Raw genomic sequence first — 19,598 nt, 5'->3', positions numbered from 1 at the left:
CCGGCTGAGCTTCGCACGGCACACCGAGCACCGGCGCTCCGCCTGGCCAGCCATCTCCACCTCGCCAGTACGTGATCAGGTGAGTCCTCAGCATGCGTAGGCTGCTGCAAGATCCACTCAACGTGTGTGTGGTTCTCGGTGACCGAGCCCTGGTCACAGGTCCGTGCCGTCGGGCAAGACCCGAGCATCCGTGACCAGGGCGGGCCACGCGAGTGCACCGCCCGGAACGGCAATACTGGGTTGCTCAGGGCGAAGCGGTTCTGGTGGCTAGGCCCTCGGACGTGCTGGGAGGGCCAGCAGTTTCGCCTGCTATAGACCGCACCTACGGCTTCTCAGCATCAGGGAAAAGGAGGGTCGGCTCGACCAGGATGTCGCGGCCGGCCTCACTCTTGTAGATCTCATCGACGCTTCCGAACCGGGCTTCGGTGTAATCGAGATCGAGCAAGGCAGCTGCCTCGTGGACCGATGCCTCGTCGGGTCCTTCGATCTCGAGGAAGGTGGGAAGGTCGGGCCAGGTGTCGAAGTCGAAGACGACCTCACCCAGACGCCACTCCTCACGGTAGTTCTCCTGGTAACGGACTTCCCGCAGCCCGATGTGACGCAGAATATCGGCCATGGCATACAGATCGGTGACCTCCGTCTCGATCTCGGTAGTACCGTCGATCGTTGTGGAGTCGGTGACCTGCTTGAGGGTGAGGGTCGAGCGGGTGCCTTCATCACGGAGGCGGACCCACTGACCATTGTCGAGAGCATCGTTCTCGAAGATCTTGCGGGTGAGGAGAGTCCGGGGGAACGCGCGGGTGGCGCCCAGGGCGGTCAGCTTGGACTGGAGGTCGGTGACGTCGACGGACAAGAACTTGGCCTCGTACTCGTGGTTCATAATCCTCTTCTTCGGTTTCGGTTTCGGCTACTCAGCGGTGCGTGCTGCCAGGACAAGGCCCATGCGGTGTGTGTGGGAATGGAGTTGGCCGACGTGGGCTTGCTCGGTGAACTCGTCCGTGCGCAGCATGAGCAGGACTTGCCAGTCGGTGGTGAAGTGGCTGCTGAGCGCCTCGGGTGATGTGTAGTGCTCGATGAGGTAATGGCGTTGTTCGACAGGCATCATGAATTCTGCGCCGAACAGGCCGCCGACACGGACAAGGGACTGCATGCGGGCTACAAAATCGAGGAGTGGGCGGTTGTGATTTGCACTGTAATGCCATGAGCAACTCGTCCACACGGCATCGCACTGCGACCCCAAGAGTTCGGCCTGGAGGAAGTCCTCCGCCACGACCTGTACCCGGTCGTTGAACCCTTCGAGTTTCAGTCGGTCGATCAGCCCCACCGCATGAGCGTGGGTATCACCCGGAAGTATGACCTCGCCTCCGTAGAGGGCGACTGGATCGCGTTCGATGGCTACGACACGGTAGCCAGCGGCAGCGAGGGGGAGCACGAACTTGCCGTCACTCGCGCCGACGACTGCGACCGTGGCGTCAGCGGAGGCGCGATCCTTCAACGCGGCGAGGAACTGCGGGAAGAACGTGAGGGTGTGTTCCCATAGGCTCCGGGTCTCCACAACTGGCTCCTTCGTTCTCAGTGGCGAGGATGGTTTGCACGACCTGGTCAGGTCTGAGGCCCGTGGTGTCCACCTGTTGCATCGAGAACTGGGCATAGGCATCGGTAATCGCGTCTGCGACCTTCTCACCGAGCTCATCCCAACGGGAGAGAGATTTGGACCGTTGAGCGAGGCGGCGCTGGCGTTCGCCCTCACTACAAACCAACTGGTATGTGACGGGTTGCGGCAGGCAGCGCGGCAGGGTAACGCCAAGCCGGGTTCCGAAGGCGCGGTGAGTGGCCAAGCAGCGGGCGAAGTAGCTCTCCACGACGACCGGGACGCCGTCTGCCAGATAGTTCTGGATCTCATCGGCAGCTGTGAACAGCGCGGAGAGGTAGAAACACATGCGCGCCTCGACGCTTCCCTGCATGTCGACCTGCCGTCGCAGCGACTGGTAGCAGAGCGGCACGGTTGGGACATGGACGGCGCCCCGGGCTGCCGCCAGCAGCGGTGCGACGGTCGACTTTCCTGTACCACGTAGACCTTCGAGGCTCTCAAACAGCGGCAGGTCAGGCACGGGCATAGACCACGTCCGGCACCGGGAGGGTGAGCTCGTCGTAAGCCGAAGGACGGTGGACGATACGGTTAGCGCCCTTTTCGTACCAGAAGGCGTGTGAATCCTTGCCCACGGCCTTGCAGGACATCGTGAGCGCGCCGCGCGGGTCGGATTCGATCCGCTCAATCGCTTGAAGCACACTCCCCGGCCCACAGGCCTCCGGGGCACCCTCCTCCGACAGATCCTCGTCAATGATCACCTCGATGGACAGCCCGGCCGCCTGGAGCTGCTCGCGTAGGCGGGTGTACCGCGTTGTTTCGGTGACCAAGAGCTCAGGGTGTGCAGCAGCGTTGCCCACGGGCCGCAGGCAGTGCAGCTTCATCTGATACGCACCGAGTTCCTGCAAGGTGCGGGCCAGAGGCAGCACTTCGTCGATGTTCCGGGAGGTGACCGTCATCGTCGCCCCCGTCCTGACTCCGAGCTCCCGGGCGAGTTTGAGTGCGCTCAACGCGCTCCGGTAGCTGCCGGCCTTGCGGATGTGGTCGTTGGTCGCGCCGATGCCCTCCAGCGAAAACCGCAGCAGGTCAAGGTACTGCGCGATCTCGGTAAGCCGGCGCTCGATCCGGTAGCCGTTCGTGCAGATCTCGACTTGCAGGCCCATTTCCTCCTTGGCGTAGTGGACGACCTGGGCGAGATCCTTATGGAGGAACGGCTCGCCGCCAAGCAACGTGACAGCCTCGGTGCTGTACTGGTTGCGCATCAGCCGGATGAGGTTAACCGCCTCGTCAGCGGTGAAGGCGTCGGCGTGTTTGAGCCGCTCGCCGTGGAAACAGTGCAGACACTGGAAGTTGCAGCGGTACAGCAGTTGCAGGTACAGCATGCGGATTCTGCGGATGCCGGTGACTTCGCCGATCACGATGGGGCCCCCTGGGCTGGTTGGAGACCCGATCGTGGCGCAGCCGGCCAGGACCTCGTTACCGCATACGCGGACGCCCCAAGACGTCCGGGGACGTTTTCACCATCGGGCGAAGCTCGCCAGGATCTCAAGGAGACCAGCCGTGTCCGACAGGTCCGGAAGGACCACGGGTGCTTCGGCAGCCGTCAGCTCTTCCTCGCTGTGGATACCGGAGGCGACTGCGATGATCCCTGAGCCTGTCGAGAGAGCTGCTTCGACGTCCCGCGGCGTATCACCAACCAACACCACAGGCACCTCCCCCCGCACACCGCGGAGTTGGTGGACACGGCTTCGGGCGACAGCTACAAGGTCAGGGCGCTGTACGGCATCCTCCCCATAGGCGCCTACGGACAGGTCCAGCAGTGGGTCGAGTTCGAAAGCTGACAGCTTCACACGGGCGTTGGCCGCGATGTTGCCGGTCAGAACGGAGGAGATCCAGCCCTCCTGCACCGAGACGGCCTTCAGGACATCGCGCACGCCGGGCAACGCCGTTCCCCGTGCGCGAAGGTCGTCGAAGCGCTCCTCCCCGGCATGAGCGAGGGCAGCCTCAATGGCAGGCCAGTCCGGGACGGGCAGTCGGTGCCGGCAGAACATGTCACGCATGATCAGGCGATCCGTACGCCCTTCGGTGCGCGCCGCCTCGGCCGGCGGGAATCCCGACAGCGCCGTGAAGGCGCCGGCGTAGGTCTCCTTGCTCACCCCTGCGTTGTCGATGAGCGTGTGGTCGATGTCCCACAGGACGATGAGCCGCATATCGCCAGCGTAAAGACCCCAGCTGCGGTTCAGGCCCATCGAAGTGGCCCCATACCGAGCTTGCCCGCTCCTGGCCACCTGGGCTTGTATAGCTTGTGTGAACGAGCGACTTCACTCCGTACTCGCCCAGCGCGATGTTTCGCCCGAATCGCTGGCCGAAGTCTGCGAGGTAGACGCCAAGACCGTCAGCCGCTGGCTCAGCGGGCGCGTACCGCACCCGCGGCACCGCTTCCGTGCCGCTCAGCACCTACGCGTGGAGGAGACATTCCTCTGGCCGGTAGCGAAGTCCCGCACCGGCCAGTCCGGTGTCGGGGTAGGCATCGAGCTCGTAGGCACTTATCAGAACCGGGCCAGTGTTCCGCGGGACGTTTGGCTCTCCCTGCTGCAAGGAGCGCAGGAGCAGATCGACGTCCTCGTCTTCTCAGGCACCTTCTTTGCCCAGTCCAATCCATATGTCGCCAAGATGCTCACCGAACGCGCAGCTGCTGGTGTCCGAGTGCGCCTGTGTTTCGGCGACCCTCGAGGGCAGGCGGCCGCCATCCGGGGCCGCGAAGAAGGGATCGGCGACACCCTGGCCGCCAAGATCCGCGCCTCTCTCACCTACTACCGCCCTTTGCTGCCGGAGGCTGGGTGTGAGGTGCGGCTCCACGACACCACGCTCTACAACTCTCTCTTCCGCTACGACGACAACCTGCTGGTCAACCCACACATCTGGGGCCAGCCCGCCAGCGCCAACCCCTTATTCCACCTCAAGAGAGCGCAGGCCAACGGCTGGTTCGACAACTACGCTCAAAGTTTCGACGCAGTGTGGGCCGACGCACGGCCCTGGAATCCCGATCAGGAGGAGACCGCCACACATGGGCAGGATTGAGTACTACAACGACCCCAATGCCCCCAAGGCCAACACCCTCATCCCCGCCAGCAACCTGCTCGTCGTCGATGACAGCGGCGCGATCCTTCTCCAGCGTCGCCGCGATACCGGCCAGTGGGCCCTGCCCGGCGGTGCCCAGGACATCGGCGAGACCGCCGCGCAGTGCGCGATCCGCGAATGCCGGGAGGAGACCGGCATCATCGCCGAGATCACCGGCTTCCTGGGGGTCTACACCAACCCCCACCACATCGTTGCCTACACCGACGGCGAGATCCGGCAGCAGTACGAGAACACCTACATCGGGCACCCAGTCGGCGGCAAGCCGACCATCAACGACGAGGCCGACGGTGTCCGCTTCGTCAAGCCCACCGACCTCGACCAGTACGACATCCACGCCAGCATGCGCCAACAGATCGGCGATTACCTCGCCGGCACCTACCCCCACCTCGGCTGAGCCGCCAAGGCCGCCTCCACCCGCTCCACGGTCGCAAAGATTTCCGGCGACGCCCGACGAATAAACCTGCCCACCACACTGTCAGCTCCATAGCGGCCCACAATTTCCGTAACTCGCCGCTCAGCAGTCGTCCGCTCCCCGTCGGGGGTCGTCGTCATGTCACACCACACGAGAGCGTCCACCAGCAGCGGATCGTCAAGCAACGGAAACTCCTCCTCCAGTGCTTCCCTCAAGCCACGCTCTTCGGCCTCCAACAACGCAAACGAGTGATTCGCCACCAACCGCACCAGCCGCCCATCAGCACCATGCACGTCACGGAGAAACCGGGCACCGTCAAGCGGATGAAACCCGGTTGCCACGAGCCCAGGCGAATACCCAATGTCATGCAGAACAGCCGCCGCGCGCAGGAACTCTGCCGAGTCGCCAAGCAAAGGAGCCAGTTCCACGGCCCTTGCGGCTACGCCTAGCGAGTGCGCCCAGCGGCGTGGCAAAGTTGACGCCAGTTCTGCCTTCGCTGTCTTCCAGGCCCACTCTGCGAGTTGCGAAGTCATAACCAAGCCCGTTCCCAAAGCATCCGTATTCTAGTCACTGAACGACGGACGTGAGCTCTCCTCCTGAGCTACAGACAGGCTGATCGCCCCACTTCTTGCTTTCTGCCGAACGGCAGCGCTCATCCCCGTGTGTGCGGCGACTGACCGCCCCCAGTTATTGCGCCTTAAAGCTGGAACCATCCCTTGCGCGGGGAACAGCTTCCCGACGACGCCTCGCTCACGACCGCCGGGGGCCATCCCCACAAGTGCGGGGAGAATGCCTGGACCACGCAACCACCCACTCCACCCAGGGACCATCCTGCGGGCGCGGGGAGCAGGTGGTTTCGGTGTCCAGCGCCGTCGTCAGACCGGGACCATCCCCGCGGGCGCGGGGAGCAGAGCCCGTAGTTGTGGGCCAGCGCCACGGCCGCGGGACCATCCCCGCGGGTGCGGGGAGCAGACCGCCTGCGCGGTGTGGAACGATCCCAGGTGGGGACCATCCCCGCGGGTGCGGGGAGCAGCAGGAGGGCGGCAAGGCGCTGCGGTTCGGTGAGGGACCATCCCCGCGAGTGCGGGGAGCAGGTGTGCTGGCAGGCGATCCGGCCGCCCCGGGAGGGACCATCCCCGCGAGTGCGGGGAGCAGCCCAGCGGACCCCCACGCGGATGGCCTCGACCGGGACCATCCCCGCGGGTGCGGGGAGCAGATCACGACGGTGGCGATGGTTTCGCCACGGGCGGGACCATCCCCGCGGGTGCGGGGAGCAGCGCTCCGCAGTTGTCCGGATAGCTTGCGCTGACGGACCATCCCCGCGGGTGCGGGGAGCAGACTGCGTGACCTGCGGGTTCAGCGTGGGCAGAGGCCCGTTTCCCACACTTTCGCCGGTTCCGGCAATTCGGTGATTTGGCTCATTATCGGGCCCGCCTACCGAAGCGGCGGTGCTTGGATGCCTTGCTCCAGCCTGGCTTCGGCACGCCGGTGGTCTGCTGTGCTTTGGAGTGGGGGCGTCGGATGAGCGTCAGACCCTCATGATCGATGGGGTGCCAAGCGTGGTCGTGAGTGCGGAAGGTGAAGCCTTGCTCGTTGTTGGTGGTGTGGGCGAGCAGGGAGCGGCCTTGGCCCGCGTATTGGCGAACTTCATCCCACAGGGCGTCGCGGACGCGGGCCGAGGGGTTGCCAATGAAGACCCCGGCGGAGATTTCCAGGAGCCAGCGGGTAAGGAAGCCGCGAAGGCCGGACGGGCAGTTGGTCAAGACGATGACGGTCACCAGAAGACCTCGTCGCTGTGCGGGCCGTCGCTTTCGGCATAGTTGCGGCCAGCCTGCACCTGGCGTCCGCCGTCGCTGTGGAGGACGACGCGGTCCGCGTCGGGATCGACGGCCGTAGTCCCTTCCGCGGCGTTCGGCAGAAGCAGGGCTTTGATGTCGTCGACGCATCGGTCCAGCAGGGACGTCTGATTGATCCGGTCCCGTAGTGCGCGGCGCGTACGGGCTCCAACGTCCTGGTCGTCTTCTGCGGCGACGTCGAAGGCGACGGGGATACCGATCTCGGTCTTGTACAGGTCGGCGATGTCGAGGACGAAGGACAGTTCGTGTCCGGAGTGGACGAAGCCCAGCGCCGGGATGCAGGCGAGGGAGGCCACGACGGCGTGGGCGATGCCGTACATGCACTGTGCGGCTGCCGTGACGGCCTGGTTGACGGCATCACCGCTGGTGAAGTCGCCCGGGGTGTATCGGCGTCCGCGCCAGGGGACCCCGGTGCGGGCGGCGTGCTCGCGGTAGCAGTCCTTCACTCGGCGTCCCTCGCGGCCGAGGAGTTCCTGCCGGGTGAGGCCGGCGGGGTCCTCGTCGGGGAAGCGCAGCCGGTACATGGCGCGTGCGACAGCGAGTCGGGTGCGGGGGTTGGCCCACTTGGCGGCCTGGGCTTCGGCGAGGGCGGCGGAGCGGGTCAGGGCGCGGCCGCCAGCGTAGTAGCGCACGCCGTGCTCGCCGACCCAGGCGACGGCTGCTCCTGTCTCGCCGAGGACGCTCATCGCCTGGTGGGTGATGCGGGTGCCGGGGCCGAGGAGGAGGGTGCCGATGGTGGCGGAGGGGATGTGAGTCGTGCCGTCCGCGTCTTCGGCGGTGATGGCGTTGGCGTCGCGGTGGACCAGGCACCGTTCCAGGTAGACGAAGGAGAGGCGCTCGCCGGTGCGGGTCAGGTGCCTGGGGGTGAGCGCGGGGCGTCGGCCGACGGTGGTCACCATCTCACCCGGCCTTCGCGGGAAGCGGTACGAGGGTCATCAGGCCGCAGCCGTATGCCTTGGCCTTGCCGAGGCCCTGGGTAAGGGTGGCGCGGAGCCGGTCGGCGTCGGTGACGGTGAGCAGGCCATCGTAGGTGACGGTGACCAGGGTGACCTGGTGACGTTTTGAGGTGTTGTCCGGTCCCTGCTTCGGGAAGGACAGGTTGCGCTGGTCACGGACCATCAGCTCGTACCTGTCGCCGTGGTGCGGCCTGTTGTGGTGGGTGGTGCCACTGGGCAGGAGGCGTTTGTCCGCAGGTTTCTCGCAGATGAGGAATCCGCCGCGCTCCTGGCGTTGCGGGTTCAGCAGCCAGTCCATCTGGTGGATGGGGGTCAGGTGCGCGGTCCGCTTGGTCGGTTCGCCTTCCTTCCTGCGGATCTGGTGGACGGGGTTGGCCGTGAGGCGGAACGCCCACACGCTCCCCTCCGTCAACCGGTCGAGGAACGGGATGTAGGGGCGGCTCTGCCAGCCGGGGGCCTCCGTAGTGGCCGCTGCTGGCCAGCCGGCCTGTTCCACGAGGTGGGTCATGTCGGGCCGGTCGGGGCTGACGACATACAGCAGGACCTCGGCGGCCGCGTTGCGGTCCAGCCTCCACAGCACCCGTGCTCCGTCGGCCGCGCCGCTACCGCTGCCGGTGGGCAGCAGGTGGGGGAAGGACGACATCACGGCCGCGTGCAGCGATTGCGGGGAGGAGAGCAGACGCCGGGCCCCTGGGCGCGCGGTGTTGAACCGGAAGCGGGACAGGTACATCAGTTGCTCTCCTCCAGGGCGGCGAGAGGGTCGTGCTCGGGCACGCGCATCGTGGTCATCGCGGCGGCCTGGACGTCGGGGTGGGGTACTTCCACGGTCTCGGTGACCACGGGGCGCAGGGCATGGCGGCGGTGCTCGGCCGCGTAGCTGAGGGGCTGGTCACGCAGGAAATCCGCGCCGTTCTCGCCGAGGCGGGCCTCACGCAGCACAGTCAGTGGGACGGTGGGCTGTCGGTCGTGTTTTTTGCGGTACCAGGGTGCTGCCTGCCACGGCTCGTCCCGCAAAGCCTGGGGGAGGTCCGTTTCGTGGTGCACGCCGAGCCGCACGGGGCGTGCCGGCGGGCAGGAGCGCCGTCCGAGGAAGGGAGCGTGGATGGGGGCGCGCAGTGCGGCGTCGAGGAGGTCGACGAGTTCGTCCTCGCCTTCGACTGCTGCGACGAACACGGCGTCGGCCAGGTAGTAGCGTTCCGAGACGGGCATGGAGACCTTTGTGATCTGGTGCCGCGCGGTCTGGTAATCGCGCACTCGGGCGCCGGGCTGGTCGATGCGGACGGCGAAGCGGAGCGCGGCCAGGCGGGCCAGTTCGGTGTCGTCGCCGCGGTCCATGCCCCGGGCGGCGGCGAGCATGCCGATGATGCCGCTCTTGGTGGGGGCGGACTCGGTGGTGCGCCGGGCGAATCGGGCCGAGGCCCCCCACGCCTGCAAGGGGCCGTCGAGCCGGAGGGTGAGCACGCTCATGCGGGCTTCTCCATGCGCTCGGCGACGCTGGTGCCGACGGCCTCGACGAGCGCGGACAAGGCGGGCACTTTCTCGCCGACTTCGGCCAGCTTGTCGGTGGCGGAGCCGACGCGCAGGACCCAGGTGCGGGTGGACTCCTCGTCGCCGTACGCCCGTTCGATCTCGGGGATGTAGGCGGCGAGTCGGGCGGAGGCCTCACGCAGGTGCCCGGTGTCGGCCTCAGCGGTGACGGGCTCCTCGAAGGCGGCCACGAAGCTGATCGGTCGGGTGGTGCGCAGCGTGACGACAACCGCGTCGGGCAGCGTGTGGTTTCCGAAGGTGTTGATCTTTCCCGTGGGCAGTGAGGCGATGAAGGCGTGCACGAACGCCTCCACGGCACGCCGCACGGGGGTGGTGACCGGCTCGTCCTCGCGCAGTCCTTCGCCGAGGTTGGCGGCGAGCTGGTGGATGCTGACCGAGGCGTAGCGGTAGAGGGTGGCGGAGTTGAAGTCGACGGTGCCGATCATGCCAGCGCCGCTCTCGGCCTCGGTGTTCTCATCGTCCACGGCGGTGAAGTAGTCGGTCTCGTTGTCCACCCGGTGCACGCTGATCGCGTGGGCGACCTGACAGGCCGCGTCGACGTTGAAGTCGGTGGAGTCGGCAACCATGCGGCCGAACAGAGCGATGTCGACGGAGTGGCCGGTGTCGGCGATCTGCTTGGCGCGCGCTTTGTTGTCCTTGTCCTTCAGGTACGCGGTGATGTCAGCGGCGCCGTCGATGGCCAGGGCGGCCAGGCCATTGAGCTGCCGGGCGCTGAGGAACATCAGGTACTTCGACCGGGGGGTCTCGTCGACTGGTTCCTCGCCCGCCGCAGCCTTCGCCTTCGCGCCGCGTGTCTTGCGCTCGGGGGCCGCCAGCTTCATTCCGGTGGCAGCTTCGATGACGGCGGCGGCCATGTGCAGCGCGTCGGCCTCGCCGATCGAGGTGTCGAGCTCGATGATGCGGGTGGCGAGGAGTTCGGCGACCTTCTTCGTTCGAACACCCAGCTCCGCCGGGTCGAGCAGCTGTGCGTCCTTGAAGTAGCCGCGGGTGGCGCGCTTCCACGCCTGGCTGGAGACCCGCGCCCGCGGAACCCCGCCGTACACCGCCGATTTCGGCGCGCCGGTGTCGTCCCGGTTGAGGTTGCTGGGCGGCACGGTCTGTAGGGCATGTACGTCGAGGAAGATGCGGTTCACGAGTCGTCCTTGGATGTCGTGTCGGAGTCGGACGGGGCGTCTGTGCCGGGCGCACCGGTACCTGTGGAGCGATCGCCCTTGGGAGCGCGGTAGGCGTGGAAGGAGCGGCCCCAGGCCCGGCGGACGGTCTCGGGGCCTTGTGGCCACTGCCACTGGTAGAGCTGCCGGGCCAGGAGCGCATAGTCGAGCGGTATGTCCTCCTCGCGCAGCAGAACGATGATTTCCCGGAGGCGCTGGGCAAGGGTCGGAAGATCCGGTGCGGTGCCGATGCGGACGAACCGCTTCAGGACGGCATCGCCGGCGTCTCTTTCGATCATCAGTCGGCGTACGGCGGCTCCCAGCCCGCCCGGTGCGTCCGTACGGTGGGGCCGGTGCATCTCGGTGCTGCGGGACTGCTGGTGCACTGCCCACAGGGTCATCGCGACGTGCACGGCATCCTCGGCGCGGGTCAGCGGCTGCTCCCCCGGCAGCCGCCCGTCCGCAGTTGTGTCGTACAGCGGTTCGGTGTCGATCAGTCCGAGCAGGTCGGGAACCTGGTGCGGCTGCTTGCCCGCTCCTCGGCGGAGTCTGGCGAGCGTCGCCACGGCCTTGGGGCCGTCACGCAGAAGCTCGTGCTGTAACGGACCGATCGTGTCGGCGACGAGATCCCTGACGCGGTCGGCCATGGGCTTCGCATGGGTGGCGGTGGTCATGCTGTGACCCTTTCTGCTTCTGCTGCGGGGGTTTCAGGACCCAGGTCCGCAGGACCATCGCCCGGGGATTCCGGCGCGGCGGTGTCGGCCTTGAGGCCTTCTGGATCGCCGAGAACCCTGGCAAGCCGATATCGGAACGACCGTTCGGCGTAGGCGGAGTTGAGCCACAAGTCGCCCTTGCCAGTGGTGATGGTGCGGCCCTGCCACGCGGCGTCGCCCGCGCCCGCGATCAGTTGCTCGCCGATGCGGCGGATGATGCGGTGGGTCTCGGTCCGCCACCGCGTGCGGTGTTCCTCGGGGTCGGCAGCACCACCCAGGTTCTGGAGCCAGGACCGGTATGGGGCGTCCAGCGCGTCGTGCCCCTGCTCGCGGGCCCGGCTACGGGGCCCCTCGGTGGCCGCTCCACTGGCGCGAGCGAGGTCGACGGCCAGATCGCCCAGGGCGGCCACCGCCTCGTCAGCATCGGCCACCGCGCTGACCGCCTGCTGCGCATACCTGCGGTCCTGACGGTTCAACAGAATCACGGCCATGGACAGGCGGTCGTCGACGATCTCGTCGATCACGGACTGCTGAGTGCCATAGACCGCGCCCACGATCCGGGCCCGGAAACGGGTCCCGCGCGGCAGATACCCCTCCGCTGTCGCGAGCTGGGCGATCCACTCCAGGACTCCGGCGCCGAGCTCAGGGGCGGCCTCGGTGGTCTGCGATGCCGTCGCACGCTCGGCGAGCAGCGAGGACAGGCCACGCCACACCACACGCTCGGGATTGTGCCCCTTCGGCATATAGACCTGGGGCTCGCCAAGCTTCTTCTCCTGGGTCACACTGCGCCGCCACACGGTCATCGGCTCACGCTCGTGCAGATTGTGCAGGGGCAACGGATCACCGTAGGAGAGCACCACTCCATAGACGCCGTCGCTGTCGAAGTGCAGCCGCAGCCTGCGCCCCTGCCAGGTGTACAGGTCCCGAACCCCCGTCGGCCGCCGCCCAGGGGCAGCGCCTGGGCCACAGGGTTCGCGCCGCCAGGCCGGCCGGTCATCCGGGTCGGAACGGTGCCTGTTGGTGTGGTGGGCGACCATATTCAGCAGCAGCGTCTCGCGCAGCGTGTCCCCCTCGGCGAACACCCCGCCCAGATTGCCCGCCCAGCCCACACCCAGCGGATACACCTTGCCGTTCTTGGCCCGGCTGTCGCCCACCACGCCCGTCTTGATACCGGAGGTGTCATAGGCGTGGGCATGCACCACCCAGCGTGCGGCCTCGGCGAAACCGAGCCGCTCCACCGACGGCATGCGAGCGGTGAAAAACGGCTCTCCGTTGGGGACATCGGCAACGATCCGGTTCAACGAGAACACCTCGTCGCGGGAAGTGCGCAGACCGGCCACCTGGAAAAACGGCGCGACCGGGTGGAGCAGATCGAACCGCTCCCGGTGAGCATCCAGATAGGAGGGCACCGAGGCGAAGCAATCCTCGTCCTCCCACCAGTCGGCCCACTGATCGGCATCCCGCGGCCCGTCCAGGGCGTCGTGCGCGACCGCCAGCATCAGTCGCAGCAACGCGAACTCCTGCGTGGGAACATCCCCTACGATCCGCGCCAGGTCCGACGCCTGAGCGACGACCTCGCACAGCGAGAGCTCGTCCTGCCGACCATCCCGGTACAGCACCGGGATCCACGGCTGGGAGGTCAGGTCGAACGATGGCGGGCCGCCGCCGGTGCTTGCTAAGTCAGTCACGCGTCACCTCGAGTCCGTCCACGTCGCTGTAGCGGAGTTGGAACCCTGCCAGACGGGTCTGACAATCGGCGTTGAGGACGAGAATCAGCTCGCCCGCCAGCCAGTGGCTCTCCTTGCCCTGCCAGGCTTGCGGGCAGAACTGCTCCAGCTCCGCGATGGCCCGGTCCAGCACCTCAGGGAAGGAGAACTGGTACGGCAGGCGCAGCCCACAGGCCGCCGCGGCCATCGCCGCCCGCGCATCGGGCGCACGATCCTCGGGGAGCTCCAGTCCGGCCTTGCCGGGGTCGATCCAGTCGACGGTCGTCAGCACGCCATCGGCACGCCGCTGCACCACGACAACCTCCAGACTCTCCCGGCCGTCGCGGACCTGGGCGCGCCCGGCGCGGGTGTCATCTGCGTCGCCCACCCCCGCGCTGACCCAGCCGATCAGCGGTCGACCGGGCCGTCCCACCGGATCCAGCCGGAACACCGCCGCCCGCTCGGCCTGATCCCCGCGGAAGTCCTCGTACCGCTGCCGTGCCCGAGCTATGGCCTCCGCCCAACCTGCGGGCGCAGAAGAATCACGCGCGTACGCGCCCTGGACGAGCAGACTGATGTCCTGCGGCAGCCGCACCGGCGGCGCCTCGCCGCCCAGGTGGTCCAGCAGGACGGCGGCCGAGCGCAACAGCGGGTACTCCCCGTAGACGGCGACCGAGCCGCGCACCGGAGCCGGAACCTCTCCTGCCCAGTCCACCCCGGTGAGCAGGCAGCGTGCCGTGCGCAGCCGCGAGGGGCGCTCCGCTTGGCCATCGCCGCGCTGGTGCCGGTGCAGCCGCCCCATCCGCTGCAACAGCAAATCCACCGGGCACAGATCGCTGACCAGCAGGTCGAAATCGACATCCAGGGACTGCTCGGCAACCTGGCTGGCCACCACAATGTGCCGTTGCGTCGGCCGATCCTTCGCCTTGCCCGGCGGACCGAACCGTGACAGCAACGCCGCGTCCTTGGCCGCCCGGTCCACGTCAATGAAGCACGAGTGGGCTACCGTGACCGCGCCCTCACCGAACCGTTCGCGCAGCACGCGAGCCGTCTCCAGCACCCGCTGGACGGTGTTGCGCACCACCAGCGCGCATCCGCCGTCCACCAGCTCGGCCTCCAGCCGGTCCGCGAGCACGCCCAGGTCGTCCTCCAGGCGTTCGAGATGGACGCCGCTACTGCGACCGGACGCAGGAGGCGCTTCCAACATGGGCGCCGACCCCGGAGCCACGGCGGTCAGCAGCGGATACGCCTCCGCCGCCTCCACCGCGTCGAACCCCTCGGCGCAGCCATCCGCGCTCTCACCCGCATACGCCTCGGCCAGCTGCCGCCGCCGCGACGCGGGCAGCGTCGCCGACAGCACCACCACCGGCACCCCATAGGCGCCCAGCCACGACAGCACCCGGTCCAGATACGTACTCATATACGTGTCGTAGGCGTGTACCTCATCGATGATCACGACCTTGCCCGCGACCGCCAGATGCCGCAGCGCCAAGTGCCGACTCTTCAGGCCCGCGAACAGCAGCTGATCCACCGTGCCCGCGACGAACGACGAAAGCATCGCCTTCTTTCGGCCACGCAGCCAGGAGTGCGCCACCAGCTCCGCCGACGCCGCGCTCCCCTCACCACCCGGCCGCACCGGCCGGTCCTCCTCATCGAGCCCCACGGCCGCGATCTGCTGCGTACCCGCACGCAGCAGATCCGCGAAGTCCTCGTTCAACGCGGCCTTGGAGTGCGCCAGGAGCACCGACAACCGCGCACCGTCCTCGGTCGGCAACCGCTTCAGCCAGTCCAGCAGCCGTGGAAACATCGCGTTGCCCGTTGCCATCGTCGGCAGAGCGAAGAAGACACCGCCCGCCCCCGAACGGGCTGCCAAAATCTCCGCTGCGGCCAGCGCCGCTTCCGTCTTGCCCTCGCCCATCGGCGCCTCGATCACCAGCAGCCCCGGCTCCGGCATCGTGCGTGCCAGCCCCACCGCCGCCTCCTGCACCGGCCGCACCTCGGCCCCGGAAGGCAAGTCGAACCGCGACGCGAACAACTCCGGTATGCCCTCGACCGGCTCCGGGGCCCGCCAACGCGGCGGAAGTTGAAGACCCCGCCAGGCGGCCGCCACCCGCTCCTCGCCCCTCTGGTGCGCCGCCTGCGGAAAGTACGGGAACAGGTCGGGGTTACTGGCGATCCAGTCGGCGACGATCACCAGCGCCGACAACAGCACCTGCACCGGCTGCGGCAGCTTCACCGACCGCCAGTCACCCAACCGCCCAGCGACCCCGAACTCCTCGGCACACGCCCCCAGCAACTCCTGTTGCACCCGCAGCCACTGTGCCCGACTCTCCCCCGGCGTACGCAGCAAATCCTCACGGTCATCAAGCCCCTTGACCTGCCCGTGATCCGGTGGCACCCCGTGATGCCCGCCGACCACGACTGCGAACTGCCCCGACTGCCGCACCGTGAACCCATGCCGCTCCTCCAACCACTCGGCAAGCAGCAGTTGCCCGGCCAGCCCGTGCGGAGCCATCCGACGATCGGTTCCCCACTGCCGCAGAGTCTTCATCTCCAGGCCCTGATCGTGCATCGCATACGCGAGCTGTTCGACCTGGCAAGCAAACGCGGGCGTCGCTTTTCCGATGTCGTGTACCCCCGCCAGCCAGACCGCCAGACGGCGCCCATCATCAAGCCCACCCGGCAGCGCCCTCGAAATCAGGGCCCGTACGTTGCCCGGCAGCCACTCATCCCACAACCGCCCCGCCACCGCGGCACTGTCCTCCATGTGCCGCCACAACGGGAGCCAGCCGTGACCGTCCCGGTCATGCTTGGCCCACACCGTCCGCGCTGGCCCACTGAGCCGATCGTTCAATCCCGGACTCAACTCGCCCCCAAATGCCATGTCTGATAAGTACAGGAAGGGTTCCGACGAAGCATTCGCTTTCGGACAGAAACCGCACTATCGACCGGCGGTGCACACCAGAGGGCACCACCACACTGCCCCTTGAAAGCCCCTACCTCCTGCGAGCCCCACTGCGGTCAAGTTCAGCTTGCGCTCGAGCCATGATTCACCCCTCCATCACGTGCGCTCGTCCCGGAGATCAGCGCAGCTTGCGGAGCACATGGGGAACTACAAGATGCCTTATACCTGCCCAAACAAGGCAAGGCCCCGCGGGTGCGGGGAGCAGAGGCTCACCACGGCGTGCCCCATCTCCACCTCGGGACCATCCCCGCGGGTGCGGGGAGCAGGCACCAGAGAACGCGGAGGACGGAGCCATATCGGGACCATCCCTGCGGGTGCGGGGAGCCGCGTGCGCGCGTGGCGAACTCGGCGGCGCCCTTGGGACCATCCCCGCGGGTGCGGGGAGCAGCTCCGTGCTCGCCTCCTTGAGAGAGAGGGGAATCCGGCAATCGTGCTACCCTTCGGGCTCTTCCAGCCACCGCGCATAGCGGCCCCAGTCATTTCGGATATCCGCTACTCGGGCCCGCATCCGCGCGTTAGGGATTTCATCTTCCATGCGTGCCCACGAAATGAGCATGAGTTTCACGAGCCGGGAAGCCTCATCGTCGCCGCGCTCCATTACCCGAGCTATCGACGACCCCAGAGGATGCTGGCTGTTTACGGTCACCTGCAACACCCCGGCCAAGAAATCAAGTGAGAACATTGCCGGACCGGACGAAGCGCCTGAGATGAATCGGACGCGCATCTCCTCATAGGCTGCGTCGGACCCTCCGCCCCCCGTTGGGGTATCGGACACGTCCTCATCCGTCACGTTCTCATATTCGGAGTCTTCCCCGCGCAGCTCCTCGGGCGAGAAAGTGGTGGAAGGGTCTGTCTCGGGCGAGGGATCACGCTCGGCGGAACGGTCCGACTGGTCCGGCCGTGACGGCGCATCGATAGACGAACTACTGATGAATCCGACCGATGGAGCGGCCCCTTCTTCCTCGTAGTGCGCAGCTAGCCAAAGGTCGCGAATCCTGTCCATTTGGGGCCGATCAGCCACCGAACCCGCCAGGAAGAGCAAAGCGGCAACCAGAACCTCCACCTTTGGCCAAGCAGGGAAATTCTTTCCATTCAGGATGTTTGCAACCGCCTGATGCGAAATAACATCTTTCGCGGAATCCATCTTGTCTACTGTCGAGCTGATTCTGCGAGTGCTCGGACATCCGGCGTTCCGATACAGTGCATGTAATTCCGTCAGCATCACCCGATGGGGCCCACGCCCCAACTGTGCTTCCGACGGCATTGCAATGCGCCTAACCCTTCCCCCCGTCACAATTACTCCTTCCAAGGCTATTAATCAGGGTCCCATCAGATTTTCTGCGACAGCTTGTGCTACCCCGCCGACGACGGCCGATAGGAGAGCAATCAACACCCGGATGGGCCAATCGCTCCACTGCCTCCCGCCCTCGGGGTCAATTTCCGAGTTGCGACTCTCGTCGATGTCCATGGATCCAGTCTTGGCGCCGCGGGGAGCTGCACGACGACAGTGGACATTAGTTGACAGAACTTTACATACCGTCAGCATGAGCTCTCGACTTGTTAGTTCAGAGAAGGACGGAGGCGGCAAAACGAGGCCGTCTCCCCACGCGTCGAACTGCCGAGGTTGCCCGTGGTGAAGTGGCCAGCCCTGTGTGCCGACACAGGCCCGCGCGGGCCTGCTTTGGAAGACTCGCCACCTCGTCGAGTGGGCCGACGGTCGGCCGTTCATCTGGATCGACGACGAGATCAGCGCCATGGACCGCCTGTGGGTCGACGTCAATCACCCTGAACCGTCGTTGCTTCATCGCGTCGACCCAGCCAAGGGCCTCGTGGACACCGACTTCTCCACGCTCGCGGACTGGCTCCGTTTCCGTCATACCCAGATGAGCCCCGCACTAGAAGTTCGATCCGAGCCCGGCTCGGCTGCGGTTGGTGACGGGTGCGGCGGTCTGAGAGGGACGCTGGTGGACGCCCCTGTCCGGCGTCGTTGATGTCAGTCCTGGATGTCAGAAGTCTTTTGATACGTATCTCTATGCGGTGCGGGTGCCAGCAGGCATATAGGTCGTGCGACGGCCTGGGACATACGCCGCTGGATGTGTTCGGCTGCTGTGGTTACTGCGCCTCTCTGCCGTACAACCGAAGCCTAGCGGGGGCTACTCGGGACGTCGATCGCGCGTCACGCGTACGGCCACGACGGCGTGGAATCGACCTCAGCCCGACAGTGGTATTTTTCCAGCGAGCAGCACATGAAGAGCCTTGCCCGTGATTTGAGCAACTCGGTCACCACTTCTGACTGGTACCGAAAAAACATTACCCTTTCCGAGTTCGGAAAGTCCCGACCCTTCAACGATGAAAGGCTTTGCTGAGTCGCTCTGGGGCGGAACATAGACGCACACAACATGGCCAGAATCAATAGGAGTAGCGTGGACGAGTAGACCCGTAACGGAAGGGTATGTGTGGCTTTGCAGAATTGCCTGTATTGCTTCCTCTGTTCGGCGGGAAAACGAGATTGGCGACACTTTCCGAATCACGTCACCCTGGCCAGAGTTCTTGGTGTAGAATCCGTAAATCAACACCCCGCCGACTCGCGAGTTAGCGAATTGGGTAACGTCCTTCGCGAGCGTGAATTTTCCGGACGCTTTGCTGATGTCTGGCAGTTGAGCTTTAACTTCTAGCCATTCATTCTCTTTAAGACCAATGAACTTCCACACGTCTCCTTCCTGTAGGGTGGCTAGCGCAGACGCAGCTGAGGCGGGTTGCAATTCAGGGATTCTCAACGTGCTTCGATGTAGATATGTTGCGATCTCAAGAAGCTCGGACATTTGGGCCGTTGCTCCCTCGATTGGCCTGCACGCGAGCTCGCATGTCCCAGCTCCATCAATATTCGCATCCGCCTTAACCATCATTAGGCCGTTTCGACGAAGATGCTCGGCGGCGTGGGTTAGCGCATCTTTCTCTGCGGCTTGATGAAAAACGACCATCATGTATACGTCCGTATTTGATTCCTTGGAGTAGACAGCAACTTCGGGCACTTCACCTTCTTTCCAGTTACTTAGGATCGCCTTTTTCCCGAGTAAAACGGAAGCTTCCTGGGTTAGTTCGTATGCGGGGACGTCGGGACTTTCTCCGGGGTCCCATGACATCTCGACATTCCCGAAGGAGAACCTACATTTCAGTACGCCGCCGGAACTCAGAGTGAGTTCCCACTCCTCATGGTGCTTTCGATTCGCGCAGTCGGCACTTGCAATAAGAGGCATAGTGGGCATGATTGCACAGTGAAGCGACAGATGTTGCTCATTTACGACGTCCTATAGCAAGGTGCCGATCCTGGTCGCCTGCCAATTCTGCCCGGGACATTAGGTTCCTGGCCCGACACTCAGCTCAACCCACCACGCACCCCACAGCTCCCATCCCGTCTGGCGCGGGGAGCAGCGAGCCGCACATGGAGCGGCTGAGGATCTTGTGGGGCCATTCGCGGGCGCGGGGAGCAGCGCACCCGGGTGGCTGCGATCTGGTCCTGGGTGGGGCCATCCCCGCAGGTGCGGGGAGCAGGCTTCGCGGC

General features: G+C 66.0%; 18 protein-coding genes, 1 pseudogene and 1 CRISPR repeat array. Of the genes and pseudogenes, 3 read left to right on the top strand and 16 right to left on the bottom strand.

Features of this window, described 5'->3' with window-relative positions:
• Positions 1 to 322: 322 nt before the first annotated feature.
• The 5 genes from KHP12_RS39310 to KHP12_RS39290 form a co-directional block, all read right to left on the bottom strand.
• On the bottom strand, positions 323 to 880 hold the full coding sequence (locus tag KHP12_RS39310; protein WP_086883527.1) for a class IV adenylate cyclase: 558 nt from the start codon (positions 878 to 880) through the stop codon (positions 323 to 325).
• A gap of 27 nt (positions 881 to 907) precedes the next feature.
• Entirely contained in the window at positions 908 to 1,555 is a 648-nt protein-coding gene (locus KHP12_RS39305; RefSeq protein ID WP_086883528.1) for a class I SAM-dependent methyltransferase, read from the bottom strand.
• Positions 1,473 to 2,111 carry a P-loop nucleotide/nucleoside kinase family protein gene (locus KHP12_RS39300; protein ID WP_244203046.1) on the bottom strand — a complete coding sequence of 213 codons (639 nt, stop codon included), beginning with the start codon at positions 2,109 to 2,111 and terminating at the stop codon, positions 1,473 to 1,475. The genes KHP12_RS39305 and KHP12_RS39300 overlap by 83 nt, the downstream gene beginning before the upstream one ends.
• Complete coding sequence (locus KHP12_RS39295; RefSeq protein ID WP_086883529.1) at positions 2,104 to 3,006, bottom strand: radical SAM protein; 903 nt, start codon at positions 3,004 to 3,006, stop codon at positions 2,104 to 2,106. Before KHP12_RS39295 ends, KHP12_RS39300 begins: the two co-directional genes overlap by 8 nt.
• Positions 3,007 to 3,105: 99 nt before the next feature.
• Positions 3,106 to 3,798 carry an HAD family hydrolase gene (locus tag KHP12_RS39290; RefSeq protein ID WP_086883554.1) on the bottom strand — a complete coding sequence of 231 codons (693 nt, stop codon included), beginning with the start codon at positions 3,796 to 3,798 and terminating at the stop codon, positions 3,106 to 3,108.
• A gap of 97 nt (positions 3,799 to 3,895) precedes the next feature.
• Here KHP12_RS39290 and KHP12_RS39285 point away from each other — a divergent pair, with 97 nt between their 5' ends.
• Both KHP12_RS39285 and KHP12_RS39280 read left to right on the top strand, forming a co-directional pair.
• Complete coding sequence (locus tag KHP12_RS39285) at positions 3,896 to 4,669, top strand: DUF5919 domain-containing protein (protein WP_086883530.1); 774 nt, start codon at positions 3,896 to 3,898, stop codon at positions 4,667 to 4,669.
• Positions 4,656 to 5,123: an NUDIX hydrolase gene (locus tag KHP12_RS39280; RefSeq protein ID WP_086883531.1), complete on the top strand. Its 468-nt coding sequence runs from the start codon at positions 4,656 to 4,658 to the stop codon at positions 5,121 to 5,123. Before KHP12_RS39285 ends, KHP12_RS39280 begins: the two co-directional genes overlap by 14 nt.
• Here the strand turns inward: KHP12_RS39280 and KHP12_RS39275 are convergent.
• The 10 genes from KHP12_RS39275 to KHP12_RS39230 all read right to left on the bottom strand — a co-directional run bounded on the left by KHP12_RS39275 (position 5,105) and on the right by KHP12_RS39230 (position 17,180).
• Positions 5,105 to 5,674: an HD domain-containing protein gene (locus KHP12_RS39275; protein WP_086883532.1), complete on the bottom strand. Its 570-nt coding sequence runs from the start codon at positions 5,672 to 5,674 to the stop codon at positions 5,105 to 5,107. The genes KHP12_RS39280 and KHP12_RS39275 overlap by 19 nt on opposite strands.
• 349 nt (positions 5,675 to 6,023) lie before the next feature.
• Positions 6,024 to 6,479: a CRISPR direct-repeat array (repeat unit 29 nt; unit sequence GGGACCATCCCCGCGGGTGCGGGGAGCAG).
• 83 nt (positions 6,480 to 6,562) lie between these two features.
• Entirely contained in the window at positions 6,563 to 6,919 is a 357-nt protein-coding gene (gene cas2e / locus KHP12_RS39270) for a type I-E CRISPR-associated endoribonuclease Cas2e (RefSeq protein WP_211834235.1), read from the bottom strand.
• Positions 6,916 to 7,893 carry a type I-E CRISPR-associated endonuclease Cas1e gene (gene cas1e / locus KHP12_RS39265; protein ID WP_211834965.1) on the bottom strand — a complete coding sequence of 326 codons (978 nt, stop codon included), beginning with the start codon at positions 7,891 to 7,893 and terminating at the stop codon, positions 6,916 to 6,918. The genes cas2e and cas1e overlap by 4 nt, the downstream gene beginning before the upstream one ends.
• A 4-nt stretch (positions 7,894 to 7,897) precedes the next feature.
• Positions 7,898 to 8,683, bottom strand: a complete 786-nt coding sequence (gene cas6e, locus KHP12_RS39260) for a type I-E CRISPR-associated protein Cas6/Cse3/CasE (protein WP_211834234.1) — start codon at positions 8,681 to 8,683, stop codon at positions 7,898 to 7,900.
• Complete coding sequence (gene cas5e / locus KHP12_RS39255; RefSeq protein ID WP_211834233.1) at positions 8,683 to 9,420, bottom strand: type I-E CRISPR-associated protein Cas5/CasD; 738 nt, start codon at positions 9,418 to 9,420, stop codon at positions 8,683 to 8,685. Before cas5e ends, cas6e begins: the two co-directional genes overlap by 1 nt.
• A complete protein-coding gene (gene cas7e / locus KHP12_RS39250; RefSeq protein ID WP_211834232.1) occupies positions 9,417 to 10,634 on the bottom strand; it encodes a type I-E CRISPR-associated protein Cas7/Cse4/CasC in 1,218 nt (405 codons plus the stop codon). Before cas7e ends, cas5e begins: the two co-directional genes overlap by 4 nt.
• Positions 10,631 to 11,326: a type I-E CRISPR-associated protein Cse2/CasB gene (casB, locus tag KHP12_RS39245; protein WP_211834231.1), complete on the bottom strand. Its 696-nt coding sequence runs from the start codon at positions 11,324 to 11,326 to the stop codon at positions 10,631 to 10,633. Before casB ends, cas7e begins: the two co-directional genes overlap by 4 nt.
• Entirely contained in the window at positions 11,323 to 13,053 is a 1,731-nt protein-coding gene (casA, locus tag KHP12_RS39240; RefSeq protein WP_211834230.1) for a type I-E CRISPR-associated protein Cse1/CasA, read from the bottom strand. The genes casB and casA overlap by 4 nt, the downstream gene beginning before the upstream one ends.
• Positions 13,046 to 15,955, bottom strand: a complete 2,910-nt coding sequence (gene cas3, locus KHP12_RS39235; protein ID WP_211834229.1) for a CRISPR-associated helicase Cas3' — start codon at positions 15,953 to 15,955, stop codon at positions 13,046 to 13,048. Before cas3 ends, casA begins: the two co-directional genes overlap by 8 nt.
• A gap of 514 nt (positions 15,956 to 16,469) precedes the next feature.
• The gene (locus KHP12_RS39230) at positions 16,470 to 17,180 is read right to left on the bottom strand and encodes a hypothetical protein (RefSeq protein WP_211834228.1); all 711 of its coding nucleotides are present in this window, start codon (positions 17,178 to 17,180) and stop codon (positions 16,470 to 16,472) included.
• 444 nt (positions 17,181 to 17,624) lie between these two features.
• On the opposite strand from KHP12_RS39230, the pseudogene KHP12_RS51615 reads away from it, so the two are divergent.
• Positions 17,625 to 18,027 (top strand): annotated as a pseudogene (locus tag KHP12_RS51615) (hypothetical protein); the annotation flags it as partial.
• A gap of 219 nt (positions 18,028 to 18,246) precedes the next feature.
• On the opposite strand, the gene KHP12_RS39220 reads toward KHP12_RS51615, so the two are convergent.
• Positions 18,247 to 19,302: an AlbA family DNA-binding domain-containing protein gene (locus KHP12_RS39220; RefSeq protein WP_211834227.1), complete on the bottom strand. Its 1,056-nt coding sequence runs from the start codon at positions 19,300 to 19,302 to the stop codon at positions 18,247 to 18,249.
• Positions 19,303 to 19,598: the final 296 nt, after the last annotated feature.

The organism is Streptomyces asiaticus (assembly GCF_018138715.1).
Lineage (GTDB): Bacteria > Actinomycetota > Actinomycetes > Streptomycetales > Streptomycetaceae > Streptomyces > Streptomyces asiaticus.
Note: the sequence above shows the minus strand (reverse complement) of the source record. Positions and strands in the feature narration are given on the sequence as shown.